18 protein-coding genes are annotated in these 16,976 nt (G+C 53.5%); 7 read left to right on the top strand and 11 right to left on the bottom strand.

Annotated features, from left to right (window positions below):
• The first annotated feature begins 24 nt into the window (after window positions 1-24).
• On the top strand, window positions 25-339 hold the full coding sequence (locus tag IPI29_12240; GenBank protein ID MBK7413316.1) for a hypothetical protein: 315 nt from the start codon (window positions 25-27) through the stop codon (window positions 337-339).
• Between the two features lie 81 nt (window positions 340-420).
• Here IPI29_12240 and IPI29_12235 read toward each other — a convergent pair whose 3' ends face one another.
• A complete protein-coding gene (locus IPI29_12235) occupies window positions 421-1,416 on the bottom strand; it encodes a fibronectin type III domain-containing protein (protein MBK7413315.1) in 996 nt (331 codons plus the stop codon).
• 90 nt (window positions 1,417-1,506) lie between these two features.
• A complete protein-coding gene (locus tag IPI29_12230; protein ID MBK7413314.1) occupies window positions 1,507-2,064 on the bottom strand; it encodes a cob(I)yrinic acid a,c-diamide adenosyltransferase in 558 nt (185 codons plus the stop codon).
• Window positions 2,065-2,110: 46 nt separating this feature from the next.
• Here IPI29_12230 and IPI29_12225 point away from each other — a divergent pair, with 46 nt between their 5' ends.
• Window positions 2,111-2,926, top strand: a complete 816-nt coding sequence (locus IPI29_12225) for a TIGR00282 family metallophosphoesterase (protein MBK7413313.1) — start codon at window positions 2,111-2,113, stop codon at window positions 2,924-2,926.
• Between the two features lie 12 nt (window positions 2,927-2,938).
• Complete coding sequence (gene pyk, locus IPI29_12220; protein MBK7413312.1) at window positions 2,939-4,411, top strand: pyruvate kinase; 1,473 nt, start codon at window positions 2,939-2,941, stop codon at window positions 4,409-4,411.
• 88 nt (window positions 4,412-4,499) lie between these two features.
• On the opposite strand, the gene IPI29_12215 is transcribed toward pyk, so the two are convergent.
• Together IPI29_12215 and IPI29_12210 are read right to left on the bottom strand one after the other, a co-directional pair.
• A complete protein-coding gene (locus IPI29_12215; GenBank protein ID MBK7413311.1) occupies window positions 4,500-7,535 on the bottom strand; it encodes an insulinase family protein in 3,036 nt (1,011 codons plus the stop codon).
• A 101-nt stretch (window positions 7,536-7,636) separates the two neighbouring features.
• The gene (locus IPI29_12210) at window positions 7,637-8,773 is read right to left on the bottom strand and encodes a hypothetical protein (GenBank protein ID MBK7413310.1); all 1,137 of its coding nucleotides are present in this window, start codon (window positions 8,771-8,773) and stop codon (window positions 7,637-7,639) included.
• 117 nt (window positions 8,774-8,890) lie between these two features.
• On the opposite strand from IPI29_12210, the gene IPI29_12205 reads away from it, so the two are divergent.
• Complete coding sequence (locus IPI29_12205; protein ID MBK7413309.1) at window positions 8,891-10,039, top strand: acyl-CoA dehydrogenase family protein; 1,149 nt, start codon at window positions 8,891-8,893, stop codon at window positions 10,037-10,039.
• A gap of 18 nt (window positions 10,040-10,057) precedes the next feature.
• Here the strand turns inward: IPI29_12205 and IPI29_12200 are convergent, their stop codons facing one another.
• From IPI29_12200 to IPI29_12190, 3 genes are read right to left on the bottom strand one after another with little or no spacing between them, the layout of a single operon-like run.
• A complete protein-coding gene (locus tag IPI29_12200) occupies window positions 10,058-11,659 on the bottom strand; it encodes an alkaline phosphatase family protein (GenBank protein ID MBK7413308.1) in 1,602 nt (533 codons plus the stop codon).
• A 46-nt stretch (window positions 11,660-11,705) separates the two neighbouring features.
• Entirely contained in the window at window positions 11,706-12,065 is a 360-nt protein-coding gene (locus tag IPI29_12195; GenBank protein MBK7413307.1) for a TM2 domain-containing protein, read from the bottom strand.
• Between the two features lie 7 nt (window positions 12,066-12,072).
• Window positions 12,073-12,360: a DUF2752 domain-containing protein gene (locus IPI29_12190; GenBank protein MBK7413306.1), complete on the bottom strand. Its 288-nt coding sequence runs from the start codon at window positions 12,358-12,360 to the stop codon at window positions 12,073-12,075.
• A gap of 122 nt (window positions 12,361-12,482) precedes the next feature.
• Between IPI29_12190 and rplU the strand changes: the two genes are divergently transcribed.
• From rplU to IPI29_12175, 3 genes are all read left to right on the top strand, one after another.
• Window positions 12,483-12,791, top strand: a complete 309-nt coding sequence (gene rplU, locus IPI29_12185) for a 50S ribosomal protein L21 (protein ID MBK7413305.1) — start codon at window positions 12,483-12,485, stop codon at window positions 12,789-12,791.
• A 12-nt stretch (window positions 12,792-12,803) separates the two neighbouring features.
• Window positions 12,804-13,064, top strand: a complete 261-nt coding sequence (gene rpmA / locus IPI29_12180) for a 50S ribosomal protein L27 (protein ID MBK7413304.1) — start codon at window positions 12,804-12,806, stop codon at window positions 13,062-13,064.
• A gap of 73 nt (window positions 13,065-13,137) precedes the next feature.
• Window positions 13,138-14,118, top strand: a complete 981-nt coding sequence (locus IPI29_12175; GenBank protein ID MBK7413303.1) for a malate dehydrogenase — start codon at window positions 13,138-13,140, stop codon at window positions 14,116-14,118.
• Window positions 14,119-14,226: 108 nt separating this feature from the next.
• On the opposite strand, the gene IPI29_12170 is transcribed toward IPI29_12175, so the two are convergent.
• The 4 genes from IPI29_12170 to murG are packed head-to-tail and all read right to left on the bottom strand — an operon-like array spanning window position 14,227 to window position 16,950.
• Window positions 14,227-14,724 carry a histidine phosphatase family protein gene (locus IPI29_12170; GenBank protein ID MBK7413302.1) on the bottom strand — a complete coding sequence of 166 codons (498 nt, stop codon included), beginning with the start codon at window positions 14,722-14,724 and terminating at the stop codon, window positions 14,227-14,229.
• 14 nt (window positions 14,725-14,738) lie between these two features.
• Entirely contained in the window at window positions 14,739-15,332 is a 594-nt protein-coding gene (locus tag IPI29_12165; GenBank protein MBK7413301.1) for a hypothetical protein, read from the bottom strand.
• The gene (locus IPI29_12160) at window positions 15,329-15,826 is read right to left on the bottom strand and encodes a hypothetical protein (protein ID MBK7413300.1); all 498 of its coding nucleotides are present in this window, start codon (window positions 15,824-15,826) and stop codon (window positions 15,329-15,331) included. The genes IPI29_12165 and IPI29_12160 overlap by 4 nt, the downstream gene beginning before the upstream one ends.
• On the bottom strand, window positions 15,823-16,950 hold the full coding sequence (murG, locus tag IPI29_12155) for an undecaprenyldiphospho-muramoylpentapeptide beta-N-acetylglucosaminyltransferase (GenBank protein ID MBK7413299.1): 1,128 nt from the start codon (window positions 16,948-16,950) through the stop codon (window positions 15,823-15,825). The genes IPI29_12160 and murG overlap by 4 nt, the downstream gene beginning before the upstream one ends.
• Between the last annotated feature and the right edge of the window lie 26 nt (window positions 16,951-16,976).

The raw sequence follows: 16,976 nt of genomic DNA, 5'->3' as shown, positions 1-16,976 counted from the left end.
ACCATCATCAATCTGGAGATCTTCATGAAACGAATCGGAATGGTCATCGCAGCAGCATCGGTCATCGCCCTTGTTGGATGCGGTAAGAAGGAAGAACCACAACCTGTACCGCAAGAGATGCCTGCACCTCCGGCACCGGTATCTGTGGACACAATGCCAAAGGTTGACACGCTGAAGTCCGTAGAAGAGACGAAGACAACCACAACAACGAAGAAGAAGACAACAACAACGGCTGTCAAGAAGAATGACGATGGCACCCTGCAAACGGCGCAACCAAAGCCAAGCCGGGAGATGGAAGCACCCGCGGTGAAAACTGTGCAGCCAAAACCAAGCCGCTAATTTCTCTCGATCACGTAAAACGAACGCGGGCATCCGTCCAATGAAGGACAGATGCCCGCGCTCTATTTGTAGGAGATCGGCTTATCTGGCTGGCGTGTATACCCGCGTACCATGAGCCTTGATGGTCTCATTGATACGAGCTTTAAGAGCATACGGTACATTGGCGAACGTTTGATAGCTGATGTCGCACTCAATGTACGTTTCCGTACCAGTGCCTTGAATAAACTTGCCATCCGCGCCTCGCTTAACGAGGATCTTCGCAAAATTCACATCAGTTCCAGCACCCTTCGATCCGATAACGAAGCCGAAGTCTGAGGTTTCAACCGTAGTCGGAATTTCAAACAACTTTTCGCCATTGGTAGCTGGAATAGCCAGAGCCGATGTTTCGTAGATATCATCAAGCGAGCTGATGCCCGTGTATTGACGATCTGAAACATAGACGATCTTGGCTACTTGGCTAGGCGCGGTCTTGAACGTATAGCCGTTGTCGGCGTCTACATATGAGCTCACGCCTGGCGAGCCAATACGCGGTTGTGCGGAGATTGAGTCATCAAAACACACATCCCACTGACTACCATTCGCAACAAAGAGGCTTGCTGGGTCAGCCAGGCCAAAGATGCCAAGCCCTGAACCATTCGTTGAGCTTCGCTTTGAGTAAAGGCGAATCGATGCCGTCGAACGTCTTGCCGGAGCCCAATCGACAGAAGGCGAAGCATCGGAACGAACAGTGTCGTTGAGTGCATGTACCATACACTCATAGATCTTTCCTTCTGTGAGTCCGCCAACAACACCCGTTGTGCTACCTGCGCCGCTTACGATCACTTCACGCTTAGCACCTGTTCCGCCGGCAACCTTCTCGATGGCCATAAGGACATAACCGGTTACGTCTGTTGTGCTCGTCGGTAGTGTCCACTTCAAACGAATGGAGGTAGCAGAGGCCGACTGTGCCATCGTTCCAGATGGAGCAGATGGCTTGGTAGGGGTTGGCGTGAGTGGATCTTCGTTTGTGTTGCAACCGACCATCACAAGGGCGGCGATCGCAACCATCACGATGTTCAGACGAAAGATGTTCTTCATGGATTTCTCCGATATGGATGGAATGACGTGTTAAAAATTCAGCGTGCAAATTTGTTAAGAGTGAAGGTATTGACAGCGATCAATATTCGTTCATGTTCTGGCTCGCCATGGTACATCGCCAACACCGGCCTCTGCATTCACTGCTCTTGCGGCCGTGAATAGGTAGTCCGAGAGCCGATTGAGGTACTTCACGACGTAGATCCCAACATCTTCATGCGCGGCCAGCGCCACGGCACATCGCTCAGCTCGCCGGCAGATGGTCCGGGCAACGTGCAAATGCGCAGCTGCAGGAGTTCCGCCCGGCAAAATGAACGCTTTAAGGGGCTCCAGCCGTTCATCGAACCGATCGATCAAACTCTCCAATTCAACGATGTGTTCCATCGTGATCCTCGGAATGTCGAACGAGGGGGGTGGATCAAGCGGTGTGGCCAGGTCTGCTCCGAGAGTGAACAGCACCGAGGAGATCGATGCGAGCTGCTCAGAAACGCTCTCCGGCATGGTGCACGTACGGATCACCCCGATAGTTGCGTTCAGTTCGTCTACAGTGCCGTATGCTTCGATTCGAAGGTCGTCCTTTCGGACGCGAATCCCCCCGAAAAGGCCGGTTGTTCCGTCGTCACCTGTCTTGGTATAAATGCGAGTTGCCATGGGACACGAAGATACCCCACCAGAGGGTTTCGTAGGTTTGTGATCTATGCGAGTCTTCAATCTGCTCTTTATCGGTGATGTAGTAGGCCATGTGGGTCTGCGCGAACTCCTCCGGCAACTGCCGTCGCTCAAGGAGCACTACAAGCCCGATTGTCTGGTGGTGAACGGTGAGAACATCGTTGACGGTAAGGGACTATCCGACAAAGAAGCCGCGGAGCTCTTCGATGCCGGGGTGCATTGCATCACCACCGGAAACCACATCTGGGAAAATTGGAAGGCCCGCCCCCTCCTCGCCTCAAACCAGAACGTGCTGCGCCCGATGAACTATCCGATCGAGAATCCGGGAAGGGGCTTCACAGTGATCACTCTTCCGGATCAACGAACCGTTGGGATCATGCAGGCCCAAGGTAGAGTGTACATGCAGGCGATTGACTGTCCGTTCAAAGCGGTGGATGCAGCCATCAATAAGCTGGCTCCGCGGACAAAGATCATCCTCTTGGATTTCCATGCTGATGCAACGGCAGAGAAGATCGCCATGGGTTGGCATTGCGATGGACGTGTGAGCGCCGTACTTGGAACGCACACGCATGTGCAGACCGGCGATGCCCGCATCCTTCCGCAGGGCACGGCATACTTGACAGATACCGGAATGACGGGTCCGTACGACAGCGTACTTGGGATGAAAAAAGACATCGCGATCAAACGGTTGATCCTCCAGACCGCGCACAAATACGAGGTTGCTGAGCACGACGTTCGCGTCTGCGGTGTTCACCTCCAGATCGACGAGGATACGGGTAAGGCTCTTTCGATCGAGCCGTTCATGCTACCTCGCCCCCTCACAAACACTCTTACGAAATCTTAAAAGAAGGCTATCATGGCATCCACTCGAGTCATGATGCATCAAAAGGCGAAGATCCTCTGTACGATGGGTCCGGCCGTTGCGTCCAAAGAAAAAGTAGTCGCCCTTGTGAAGGCTGGCGCCAATGCCTTCCGACTTAACATGTCTCACGGGGCATACAGCAGTCACGAGTCATACGTAAAGGCGATCCGCGCGGCCGAAGAAGAGCTCGGGGTTCTCTTGCCGATCATCGCAGACTTGCAGGGTCCGAAAATCCGTGTTGCTGACTTCTCGGATCGGGAGTCGATGTCACTCGTGTCAGGCCGAGACATACGCCTTGCAGACGTAGGGGTCATGCGGGCTCTCAAGCTTGGTCCAAAGGACAACGTGATCCCAGTTCAGTACCCTACCATCGCCCAAGATGTGAAGAAGGGAGACGTACTGCTCTTTGATGACGGGTTGCTCAAGATCCAAGTGAGGGAGACAGACGGAAGCGTGATCCGCGCCATCGTTGTCCATGGTGGCACCTTACTTCCTCGGAAGGGGATCAACCTTCCGCAGACGGCAGTATCTCAGCCGGCCATGACCACAAAGGACCGCGCCGATGTGCGATTTGCCATAGAACAGGAGTGCGATTATATCGCCCTGTCCTTTGTACGATCAGCATCGGACATTGAGAATGTTCGCAAGTACATCACGAAATATGGCGGCACACAATGGGTGATCGCGAAGATCGAAAAACCGGAAGCACTCACGAATATCGAAGCGATCGTTGATGCTTCTGATGCCGTGATGGTTGCTCGCGGTGATCTTGGCGTGGAGATCGCTGCCGCAGCTGTTCCAATTGTTCAGAAGAAACTCATCCACCTCTGCAATTCAAAGGCAAAGCCAGTCATCACGGCAACACAGATGCTGGAGTCTATGATCCGCAATCCGCGCCCAACACGTGCCGAGGCAAGCGATGTAGCCAATGCTGTTCTCGACGGTACAGATGCCGTGATGTTGAGCGCTGAGACCAGCGTGGGTGCCTACCCGATCGAAGCGGTACACTACATGCGTATGATCTGTCAGGAGGCTGAGGCAGAGCTTCTGGATGACGGCAAACTCCATACTGGGTACGAACCCGAGGGTGACGGCAAACGAACGAACACTGAGTCCGTTGCCATGGCCGTTTCACACATCGCCGAGGAGCGCCGCGTGTCTGCTATCGTCAGTCTGAGCTATAGTGGCGAAACTGCGCGGCTGATCTCCAACAGACGTCCGCGAGCCGCGATCTTTGCGATCACCTCAATGCGCGCCGTTGCTCGGCGCATGGGCTTGTTGTGGGGCGTAACGGGTATGGTCCTTGATGCGATCAGCACAACTGACGACACCATCGAGCACATCAAATCCCTGCTTGTAAAAGAAAAGCACCTGGCTTCTGGGTCTACGGTAGTGTTTACGATCGGACGTCCACTCGTTGGGCGGGCACGCACGAACATGCTTTCCATCGAGACACTCGAGAAGTAACGCATCAGCACTTCACACATGTGCCTCAAACACGAACGGCGCATCAACCACGGAGGTTGATGCGCCGTTCGTTTTGTTCACTGATCGCTTACTTCTTCTTAGACTTCTTCTTTGGTGCCGGCGCTTGCTGCGATGACGACGCAGGTTTCGGATCTGTTGATGCAGATGCCTCCGGCTTGAGAATGAACTCCGCAAAGTTCTTGCCATCTAGATACTTCTCGGCGGTCTTTTTGACCTGTTCGGCGCTGAGTTCCTTGATGAATTTCTCACGGAGGAAGACGTTGGAGTACGGTTCTCCGTCGTGGTCGAACCGACTCAGCACCTGCATCCAGAACCGGTTGGTCTTAATGCCTGTTTCACGTTCCTTGGTCTGCATTTCCTTGACCTTTGCGATGAGCGAGTCCGGCACTGTCTTGGTACGAAGTGCTACCATTTCATTCTTCACCGTGGAGACCAGTTCATCCACACGCTCAGGAGCGCAGCCAAAGTATACGCTGATAGAAAACTCTTCTTGTGGGATCTTGTCAAAGTTCGGCTGCACCGATACGAAGTAGACGCCACCCTTTTCTTCGCGCATCTGCTCGCGAAGGGTGATCTCCATCACCTCACAGAGCGCAACCAGATCATATCGACTTTCCGGAGTGTACTTCATCGGTCCCGAAGCGGACAGCAACACCGTGCTCTTCTGTTCAACACCCTTGTACACGGTCTTGCGGTATTGACCCTTCTTCGTGCGGATGCCAACGTCCTTCCATGTCTCCTTCATTGGCACGCCCGTTGGCACGCTCGATGGCACCGGAGCATTGACCACCACCGGCACCCCTTCGCCCGACTGGCCAAACACCTGCGTTTGCATTGCTACAGGACGGAGATTGGGGTCAATGGTATTTGTACCATTTGCAGCCTTGGATTTTGGATCAGGCGGTGCGGAAGGAAGAGATGCGATGTAGGTCTCAACGTACTTTTTCAATGCCTCTTCATCAAAATTGCCCACGAAGTAATACGTGAAGTCCGATCCGTACTGGAATCGCTTCTTATAGAATTCGAACGCCTTTTCGAGATTGATCTGATCCACGCTCGACTCCGACATGGTGCGAGCACGAGGATGATTACCCGTGGACACAGACATAACGGTATCGATGAATACTCCTTCCGGACTCTTCTCCTTGTTGGCCAACTCAGCCTTCATCTTTGCCTTCCACGATTCAAACGCTTCGACATCCTTGCGTGGGGCCGTAAAGCCAAGATAGAGGAGCTCAAAAAACGTCCGAAGATCCTTTGGTGTGGACGATCCGTTGATCGTCTCTTGATACATGCCAATGCTTGGCCCGATGCCAACATTCTTACCGCTGAGCATCTTCATCAATTCATTGGTACCGAACTGACCTACACCGCCGGCATCAACCACCGTGGCTGCAACCATATTGGTGATGTGGTCTTCTTCAAGGCCCAGCGATTGGCCACCCCAGCTCTGAGCCGAGAACAGGATCTCGTCGTTCTTAAAGTCGGTCTTTTTGTATACAACACGGGCCCCATTGGAGAGCGTAAGCTCCGTTGCGCCAATATCAGACAACGTGCGGAGTTCCGTGATCTTACCGGCCTCAGGAGCCTTTTCCATAAGGGGCTTTGTAGGAGCCGCATCAACGTAGGCATCGATCTGCTTTGCCTCAACTGCAGCCAGCAGGTCGCGAACTTGCTGTTCCGTTGGCTTAACAAATCCATTGCCTTCCGGCACGGAGATCGCGATGACTCGATTTTCCTGAGAGATCAAACCACCGGCCAGACGATTGACGTCTTCGATCGTGATCGTTGGAACAAGTCCTTGGAAAATCTCCCACTCATGTACGATTCCTGGAACCGACTCTACTTGAAGTACATGTCGTGTGAGTTCTCGAGCGAATTGCTGCGACTCAGATTTATCACGTTCGTTATAATACTTCTCCATATTGGCCAAGGTTGATTCCTTGGCACGTGCAAGCTCAGTAGCTGTGAATCCGTGTCGCTTAGCGCGTTCCAATTCTGTCAACATCGCGTTCAGACTTTTGAGCACGTTCTTGTCAGCCGCCGTCACGATCCCATACGTAGCCATTGCCTCGCGGGCCATACGGTACCCACCGGTACCAGCGCTGGCGAATGGCGGTGGGTTCTTGCGCGACAGTTCAGCCAAACGATTATTCAACATCTCCATCATCATCTGGCGAGTGATGTTCCGCTTGTAGTCCGCATACGTGTGAACAGTGTCTGCCGGACGTTTGATAAAGAGCTCTGCCCGAGCGCCTTGAAGCTCAGGGTCTGAAGCGACCGATATCAGTGTCTCCTTGTGTGGGGGCAGGGTGATCTGCGGTCGACTCGATTTGCGTTCACCGGATGAGGCCGGTGAGCTGAAGTACTTGTTGAGATATTGCTCAAGTGTTGACGGATCAATATCTCCAACGGCAACGATGGCAAAGTTCTCCGGACGGTACCAAGTACGATAGAATCGACGGAGATTGTCGCCCGGCGCGCGAAGCAAGATGTTCGTATCACCGATCACATTACGCTGGGCATACTTGGAACCCCAGTACATATTGGCGCGGTGTTTGTCCTGCATCCGTTCTTCAGCGCCTCTTCCCAAGCGAAGCTCCTCCATGATCACACCGCGTTCAGCGTTGATAGCTTCCTCATCATACGTCACAAAGCCGGCCCAGTCCCGGATCACTTGAATGCCTCGGATCACGTTCTGAGGTTTATCAAGAGGGATCGTAAGCATGTATACCGTCTCGTCGAGATTGGTGTAGGCGTTAAGATCGGCTCCGAAACGCACGCCCATGGACTCAAGGAAGTTTACGAGTTCTTGCTTCGGGAAGCCCTGCGTACCATTGAAGGCCATGTGCTCACAGAAGTGTGCAAGTCCATTCTGATCGTCGTCCTCTAATACAGCACCGGCATTCACAACCAGCATCAATTCAAGACGATTTGCCGGTCGACTGTTCTTCATCAGGTAATACGGAATACCGCTCGAAAGCGTACCCTTCTTCACATCGGGATTGAAACGGACCGTGTCCTTGAGATCGAATGTTGTCTGTGCCGTTGCTGCAAATGCAGTGAGGACAAGACACAGAATGGCGACCATGCGTCTGGTCATGCGTTACTCCGTCAGAGATGATTGGATTCGTGCGGCTCAACGCCCCGTGTGACGAAATGTTACAGTTCGAAACGGGCGGACAGCAAAACTACGAATCAGACCTAGCGTCCCGTCACTCCTCTACTGTAGGCAGCCTCGGCCAGGGAGCGAAGTGACTCCTGCCGGTCCGCGATATCGAAACCCAGCAGCGCACTTAGGGCGATCATCACATCGGATGACCGTTGATTTTGGAGGAGCTCTAGAAGCGCGGCACGTCCGTGGAAACGCAACACGAGGTCGCAGATCACTGCACCGAGAACATATTCATCAGACTGATCGGTCTTAACACCCGTAAAGAGCTCCACGAACGACGGAATACGCCGATTGGAATGGGCAGCGAGGTACTCAGACAATGCATCTGAGAAGTCCATCACCCCTGTACCTCCAAGAAGGGTTGCAAGTCCCTCCCGCAGGATGGGATGAGCCCCGTCATAATCCCGAAACACAAGGTGCACAAGTTCGTGTGGATGATAGACCTCATTGCTGGCTTCGATGATAAGATCTGACTCAGGGAACGAGAGTGCCTGGGGCGGAAAGGCGTAATACTCCAGGCCGAGGATTCGGCATAGTTCATCTCGGTCGTGTGTGAGGACAACGCGAATTCGTCTCGGTATTGAAAGTCCGAAGCGCTCCCCAATAGCCCGACAGAATTCCGGGGCCTCCTTTGCCCTGCCCTCGTCCACGGTGATGTCCGATGGGTGAATGTAGGTCATCGACCCTACGATAGTTGTGTCCCATGCCTTTGTAGCACTCAAAAGCGGATCTTCTAGCTGCCACCCGATGGTACCGGAAGCATCCGTTGCAAGGATGAATCGCACCCGAATGATCCCCAATGGAATCACAACCCGAGAGGTTGGATCGAGTCGGGCAAAGATGGTACGAACCACCCAGCCCCCTCCATCATACTCCACGCTCATGACCGTTGCAGGAAACTGCATCACAACGTCGCCGTCCTGGAAGAACCAGTCCCTAACGATGGACCCGGCAGTAGTAAAGAACCCGTCCGTGCGTTTGCGCCCAGACACCTCACTCCGCCATGTGTGCAGACTGTCTACCCACCGCACCAACACCTCTCGGACATGCGGATGTGCCGTATCTACACGCTGCATAATGCGCACCTCTTCCGGCTGGCTGCGTACCGTGCAGACCAAGACCAAGAAGAGTATACTGGTCAGTATGGTGGGGAGGGGGCGAAGCACGAACTCTTGAGACGGATGTTGTGTTAGGGACGATGATACGAACGGTTTGTAGGTTTGCAACTCTGCTTCATCGACATCACTCCCTGGCTACCCCACATGGACCAAGAAACATCCGGAATCTCGTTCGATCTCACTGAGGATCAAGAGGCATTGCGTGCTCACATCCGCGCCTTTGTTGAAGAGGAGATCAAACCCATTGCCCTGCAATACGATGAGTCGCAGGAGTTTCCGCATGAGGTCTTCCGCAAGCTTGGCGATCTTGGCTACCTTGGCATTGTGATGCCGCCGGAGCTTGGTGGAGCGGGCATGGGATACATGGAATATGCCATCGTTGTGGAAGAGGTCGCCCGCGGATGTCCTTCCATTGCGCTTGGTGTTGCCGCTCACAACGGGCTGTGCTCCGGACACATTAATCGATTCGGCTCCGATGAATTGCGCGCTAAATACATCCCCCGCCTGGCGAAGGGTGAAACGATGGGTGCATGGGGCTTAACTGAGCCAAGTGCAGGATCTGATGCTGGCGGCACACGTACCGTGGCCGTCCGCGACGGAGACCATTGGGTACTCAATGGTGCGAAGAACTTCATCACACACGGAAACGTGGGTGATATTTGCGTTGTGATGGCCGTTACCGATCAGTCTGCCGGGAAACGCGGCATCTCCGCCTTTGCCATTGATAAGTCCATGGCCGGCTTCTACGGTTCCAAGAAGGAGAACAAGCTGGGAATGCGCTGCTCGGACACTGCGGGACTCACGTTCGACAATGTACGCGTACCGGCATCTCACCTCATCGGCAACGAAGGAGAAGGGTTCATCCAAGCGCTGCAGATCCTTGACGGTGGACGGATCTCCATTGCCGCCCTCAGTGTTGGTCTCGCTCAAGGGGCGTTTGAAGCTGCACTGAAGTACAGCGTTGACCGCGTTCAGTTCGGAAAGCGCCTTGCAGACATGCAGGCCATTCAGTTCAAGCTTGCCAAGATGTCGATGGAGATCGAAGCCTCGCGGATCCTTACGTACAAGTCTGCATGGATGCGCGACCAAGGAATGAACTTCACGATCGCCGCTTCGGAAGCAAAACTGTTCTCGTCTGAAGTAGCCGTTCGCACAGCGGAAGAGGCCATCCAGATCCACGGGGGCTATGGCTATGTGAAGGAGTATCCGGTTGAGAAGTACTGGCGCGACTCGAAACTCCTTACCATCGGCGAAGGCACAAGCGAGGTCCAGAAGATGGTGATCGCTCGTAATCTTCTTGCCGAGATCCAGTGATCTCTGTTGAGCTTCGTGTTATTTGAGTGGTAGGGGGCTCCCGTCAACCGGCCCAATCGATAGTCCGAACCATGCTGCTATGGTAGGCGCAATGTCTACCGGTGCAACCATCTCCTTGGATCGCTGCGGTTTGATGCGCCCGCCAAATAACATCATCGGCACGTACCGATCATAGTCATGCGGTGTACCGTGTGTTGCCGTGTTGGTGCCAAACACCCAATACCGCTTCGGGTAGAGCACAATATCTCCAGTTCGTGCCGCATGGAAGCTGTTGCGGAGATATCTGCACGTGGCTTCATCCGTTCCGTCGGGACAGTCTCCCAGCGCAAGGGTGTCTCGCGTTGTTACGATGCCTAGTCCGGGATGTTTTCGCAGCGCACCAACACTAGTGGCAAGCACCTCGGCTCGGTTCAGAGCGGACACCGCCGTATCGTTGAGATACAGGGAGGGGGCATGTATCGCCCTCACATAGGAGGATGTTCTCGGTGGTCCGAACCGCAACGTCAGGACAGAATCCACAATCGCACGGATCTCCTTTCTCATCACCCGTCCGGCATCGATACGCGCCCCCTGCTGCTGAGGAAGATCACGGATGACTTCCGGAATGGGCGCTACTCCATGGTCAGAGGTGATGATCAGGACGTAGTTGGCTCTTCCTACGCGTTGGTCCAGTTCATCAATGAACCTTTCGATCCGTTTGTCGGCCCGCACATAGAGTTCTTGAACTTCTCTGCTGTCAGGTCCGAATACATGACCAACATAGTCCGTTGTAGAGACACCAATACACAACAGATCCGGGCTTCCATCCTTACCAAGATGCTCCTTCTTTAACGCCATGGAGGCTGCATCAAAAACCATATCCATGCTAAAGGGGCTTAGCATAACGCTCGCAACAAAGTCCTTGGACGTTGCCGGCAGCACGTCGTGCGGAAATGCGTTATCACCTCCGGCAAACGCGCCTTCGGCCCGAACACTGTCATAGGCAGGATCAAGTGATGCCGGGATCTGCATGGTCCACTGTCGTTTGGAATATGTTGTGCAGCTCACTTCCTTATTCAGTGACGTCAACCACGTTGGTCGAGGGAAGGCCTGGCTTGTTGTCCACGTGCCCGACGCATCATCGAACCACACGCATGTACTCGCCCCCTTCCCACACATGAGGATGGCTGCGCGGTCCTTGAGGGAAACTCCTACAACCTTAGAGCGAGGATCACGCTCGCGCAGTTTGTCACCAACAGTTGGCATCTCCAACTGTGTTGCGCTGACGGCGCCATCTGCATCTGCTACGCAGTAGACACATTCATCGGTACGGATATCACAGAAGTCATTCCCAACGATGCCCGTGTGAGAGGGATAACATCCCGTCAAAAGAGATGCGTGACCGGGTCCCGTTAGGTTACTGGCATGCTCATAGTAACACTGGGAGAACGTGGCACCGTCTTTTTGCATTCGTGCAAAGCCCCTTGATCCAACGAAGCGAGAAAAGGATGTTGGATAGTCGCCCCGATATTGATCAAAAGACACAACCACAACGAGCCGTGGTGGTTTCTGTGCAGAGGCATCAGTGCAGCAAAGGACGGCTGCAGCGATGAAGAACAGGTATGAACGAAAGAAGGTCATGAAGCAACATACTTCATGACCTTCATAGTCCGTTGTGAACTTCGAATTACAATTGTCCCATCGATCTCATGATATTCGCTACCTCGTAGGCTTGACCCTGATTGTAGTCGGATGCGAGCTTGCGATAGTTAACGATGTCAATGATCGTACCGATCCAACACAGACCGCCGGTGAGGACGTACAATACGCCAAGACCGATGTTTCCGATCACAAACCGATGAATTCCGGCGATGCCGATGAATCCAACGATCGCGAGGATCAAGATCATTTGTGGTTCCTTGCGTCGGGACCGATACATCATGGCAAATTGTTGTGCCTGCGCTTCGGTCATCGGAGACACGATCATGTTCAGATACGCGATCTCTTCGCCATCGGCGTCGGGGATGTATTGTAGAACATTTGCCATAGAAACCTCAGGATACGGTCCGGCTTTGCCGAACCAAGTGAACGATACGTGCCGAAATGACCAATACGGCCGGGATGCCAAAAGGATGCGAAGCAAAAGATTCCGTCACCTCGCCATGTGCGAGCTGGCCGATAGACCTACCAAGACCGCACCCCCAGCAGCCGTCGAACCCTAACAGCGTTGGAACACATAGGGTTACGCTGTTCTCGAGGCTCGGCGCAAGCACGGCCAGACCAACCAAACCGGCGGTCCAGAGCCATGCTTCACGGGGTATCGCGCTCAAAATCGACTTCATGGGGGTTCTCTACGAATCGAATAGGCAAAGGTTACTGTGGAAATCTCTGTAAGGTGTTTGTTTATCTGCACCCTGCCCTGTATATTGCGCGTCCTTTTTTCGTACAACGCCAACAGAACAACATGTACGCAGTAGTAGAGATCTCAGGTCAACAATACGCCGTGGCTCCTAAGCAAACCGTAAAGGTGCCGCTTATGGACAAGAACGTTGGCGACACCGTTGAATTTACCAACATCCTCCTCGCGAGCGATAACGGCAATGTTTCCGTAGGCGCACCCTTCATCAAGGGTTCTGTCAAGGCAACTGTAGTAGAACATGGCAAGGGCGAAAAGGTCCTCGTGTTCCACAAGAAGCGCCGCAAGGGATACCAAAAGCTCAATGGACACCGTCAGTTGTTCACGAGCATTACCATCACAGACATCAAAATCTAATTAGGCTCCGTCATGGCACACAAAAAAGGTGGCGGTTCTACCAAGAACGGCCGTGATTCAAATGCGCAACGCCTCGGCGTGAAGAAGTTCGGCGGTCAGACAGTGTTGGCCGGCAACATCATCATCCGCCAGAACGGCACAAATGTTCATCCGGGCAAGAATGTTGGCCTCGGCAAGGATTACACGATCTTCTCCCTCGTGGATGGCGTTGTGAAGTTCGAGCGCAAGGACAAGGTTCGCCTCAAGGTTTCTGTTTACCCAGAAGCCAACTAATGATGAACTGCTGACGAATATGTAACGCCTCCTTGTGGGGCGTTTTTTATTGCCATCTTTCAGTAGCACAACCATGAAAACACCAGTTCGCGTTGCCGTCACCGGCGCAGCAGGCCAGATCGGCTACAGCCTTCTTTTCCGCATCGCCAGCGGCGAAATGCTTGGAAAGGACCAACCGGTCATCCTTCAACTTCTTGAGCTCACGCCGGCCCTTCAGGCACTGCGTGGTGTTGCGATGGAACTTGAAGATTGCGCATTCCCCCTCCTGCACGGCATTGTGCAGTCAGACGATCCAATGGTCGCCTTCAAGGATGCCAATTACGCTCTCCTTGTTGGCGCTCGTCCGCGCTCAAAAGGAATGGAACGCAAGGATCTTCTTGAAGCGAATGCTCAGATCTTCACTGTCCAAGGCAAGGCCCTCAACGCCGTTGCCGATCGCAACGTGAAGGTTGTCATCGTGGGCAATCCTGCCAACACCAACGCACTCATCACTCGCATGAGCGCGCCGGATCTCAACCCAAAGAATATCACGGCTCTGATGCGCCTCGATCATAATCGCGCCCTTGCGCAGATCGCAGCGAAGACCGGACTTCACACGTCGGATCTGAAGAAGATGATCGTGTGGGGCAATCACTCTGTGACGCAATACCCAGACATCTCGGTTCTTGAAGCCAACGGAACGCTTGTGTGGCCAACGATCAACGACAACGCGTGGTTGGTAGACACGTTCATTCCTACAGTTGCCAAGCGTGGCGCAGCCATCATTGAAGCTCGCGGATTTTCATCTGCTGCATCGGCTGCAAATGCAGCTATCGAGCACATGCGCGATTGGGCACTTGGTACACCTGCAGGTAACTGGACAACAATGGGTATCCCGGCCGATGGCTCGTATGGCATCAACGACGATGTTACGTTTGGATATCCAGTGACGTGTGCGAACGGCGAATACCAGATCGTTCAAGGTCTGGAGATCACCGACTTCTCACGCGAGCGCCTCAATGCAACTGTAGCTGAGCTCGTTGAAGAGCGCGAAGGTGTAAAGCATCTTTGGTAATGCGTAGCCAAGTTACTGGTTACTGGTTACTAGTTACTAGTTACTGGTTACTAGTTAGCAATGGCACCTCGTACTTAGTAACTAGTAACTAGTAACTGGTAACTAGACTTACACAAGCATCTTAGGGTACAGGAACGCTTTGATCGATCCTGTACCCTTTCCTATTTCCTGCCACGATGTTGCGTGCGAAAATGTCAGCAGCACAACGCCGCAGGTGGGCATGTGTGTGAAGCTGTCGCCGGATAGATATCGGATGAGTTCTGTAACGCCTGGATTGTGTCCAACGAGCATTGCTTTATCAAACTCGTCATCGATCGTAGTAACAACACCAAGAAGCGATGTAAGAGGTGCTTCGTAGATCGCATCAGTACGTATCACGTGGTTCTTCGACAGATCGAACGCGTCAATGAACTCCTCAGCCGTTGACCATGCCCGCGTGGCAGTACTGGAGATCAGAACGTGCGGATGTGGGTGATGCTTAGCAACGTACTTCGCCATCATCGGTGCATCATGCCGGCCACGTTCATTCAGAGTTCGCTCTTTGTCAGTGAGGCGCAGATCATCCCATGCCGACTTTGCGTGACGCACTACATAGAGAGTCTTCATGGGAAGGATGTCGCTTACTGTGATCGTACGGTGAAGAGCAGAAGGACCGTTGTGGCTGCCGCGGCGATGAAGATCACGGGCTGGGCAAGGTCATCCCAAAACGATGATGGAGGGGGCGGAACAGTACCGTGACTCCCGGAGTGTTGCTGCGATTGTGTTGCTTCGGCAACATCACGAGAGATCACGTGATCACTCCGCAAGCTCGGCACGGGCAACATCAGACCTGATGGCGATGCGCTACGGTTGCGTGCGCTGATCTTCACCACGATGGTACGAAGAATGCTATCCGAGTCTTCTCGAAGTGTATACCGCGTTGAGATGTCTTCAATGGAAAACACGACGTCCGATTCATCTTCAATTCGAACAAGGTGCGCTACGCGTCCGGCTTTTTGCATCCGCCTGCCAATGATACTCGCAGCCCAATCCCGATCAGGATGTTCCGACACAAAGAACTTCAGGTTGTCGGATCGTACGTTAGCACACACGGAATCGGCTACATTGGAGATCGCTTGATCGATCACGTCTATGGTATTCGGCACCTGTTGAGCACGTGCGAACATGCTCATGACGCACAACATTGCGCTCAACAGAACGGTTCGCGTTGTCACGGATGTTGTGCTTGGTGACGTAGAGTAAGCAAGGCGCTAACAAGACCATGCTCGTTCTCAAAGAGTCCAGGACGAACACGCAAAGGCCGGCGTCTTCCGCGTATGTAGATCCGCACCAACGCAAGCACACCGCGCACGTTGGTACGACGCTCGCTGCCAACAACGATCTTTTCGATCTCATCTAGTTGGAAGGTGCGTTCGTGGAACCTGCTGAGATACGTTACGGCGTCTTCGCTGATGATGATGGACCGTCTGCTCACACTGTTCACGATGAGTGAGAATGTTGTGATCAAAACGAACGATCCAAGGAGGACTACAACAGGATCGGTCAGGACAACGTTTACCAAACCCTGTTGGATAGTGCTATCCCAGATCGCCTTGATCATCACGTAGACGATCAGGGTAACGGCGTAGACAGCAATGGACTGCCAATAGAAGTCGAGCTTCACATGAAATTCAGCCGGAAGGTGAACCTTCTGCAGTGTATCGGTCATGCAAAGCCCCCTTTCCACCCGCCTATGCGGAGAACAAGTTGGGCCGCATCTCTGGCAGCGAATGGTCTGCCTAGCGAAAGCATTGCATTGGACATTACTGCACGTCTGTCTGGATCATTCATGACGGAATCGATCGTGGGAAGGAGAATGTCTTTGAGAACAGCATCAGACAACACAATGGCTGCATTGTTCTTCTCAACGACCAATGCATTGTGTTGTTGTTCATTGGTCGATGCTGTTGCAAGCGGAACAAAGATGGCTGGCTTGCCAACGATTCCCAGCTCAGCGATGGTTGTAGCCCCGGATCTCGAAACAACCAGGTCTGCGGCCGCATAGGCACTTCCCATATCGTCGAGGAACGGAAGCATCACTACGTTAGGGGGCAGTGGGGTTTGCGGAGCAAAGCCCTTCCCCGTTTGCCAGAGAATCTGCCACGGACGTTCTGCGATCTCGGGCAGTGCACGTTCAACGGCAGTGTTGATCGTATGAGCTCCGAGGCTTCCGCCGAATACCAGAACTGTTTGTCGATGAGGATCAAGTCCATATGCTCGGCGTGCCTCGTCAACCGGCTTCGCCGCGTGGATCTGTGATCGAACGGGATTACCGAGGACATGAAGTTTGGGCGACATCGAATCCGGATAGAACCCCTTGCTTTCGTCGAAGGCCAGAACAACGGCCGTTGCCTTTGGAGCGAGTCGGGCATTAGCCTTGCCCGGGTTGAGATTGCTCTCCAATACAACAAGCGGTACACGCTCTCGCAGTGCTGCAACACCTACCGGGTAGCTGATGTAGGCTCCCGTACAGATCACGCAATGCGGTCTGTGCTGGCGTATGGTTTCGCGTGCGATGCGAATAGACGTAAGCACCTTCACCGGAAGCGTGAGCGTGGAAAAGGCAAGCCCCTTAAAGCCTGTGATCGGCATCGGTACATACTTATAGCCGAGTTTGGGAACCAGCGTGGTCTCCATTCGGTCCGTGCTGCCCATGAAGACAGCATCGCAGTCACCTCCCGTGAGAGCCTCCAATTGCTCAACAACAGCAACAGCAGGAAAGATGTGTCCACCGGTCCCCCCGGCGGCCACAACCACACGAAAGTTCTTGGAAGGGGCAACTGTTGCGATCACGTTTAGATACTCAGTAGATGAAGCAC

It is taken from the genome of Ignavibacteria bacterium (genome assembly GCA_016707005.1).
GTDB lineage: Bacteria > Bacteroidota > Ignavibacteria > Kapaibacteriales > Kapaibacteriaceae > UBA10438.
The sequence above is the reverse complement of the archived record's forward strand: the minus strand, read 5'-3'. Positions and strand labels throughout refer to the sequence as shown.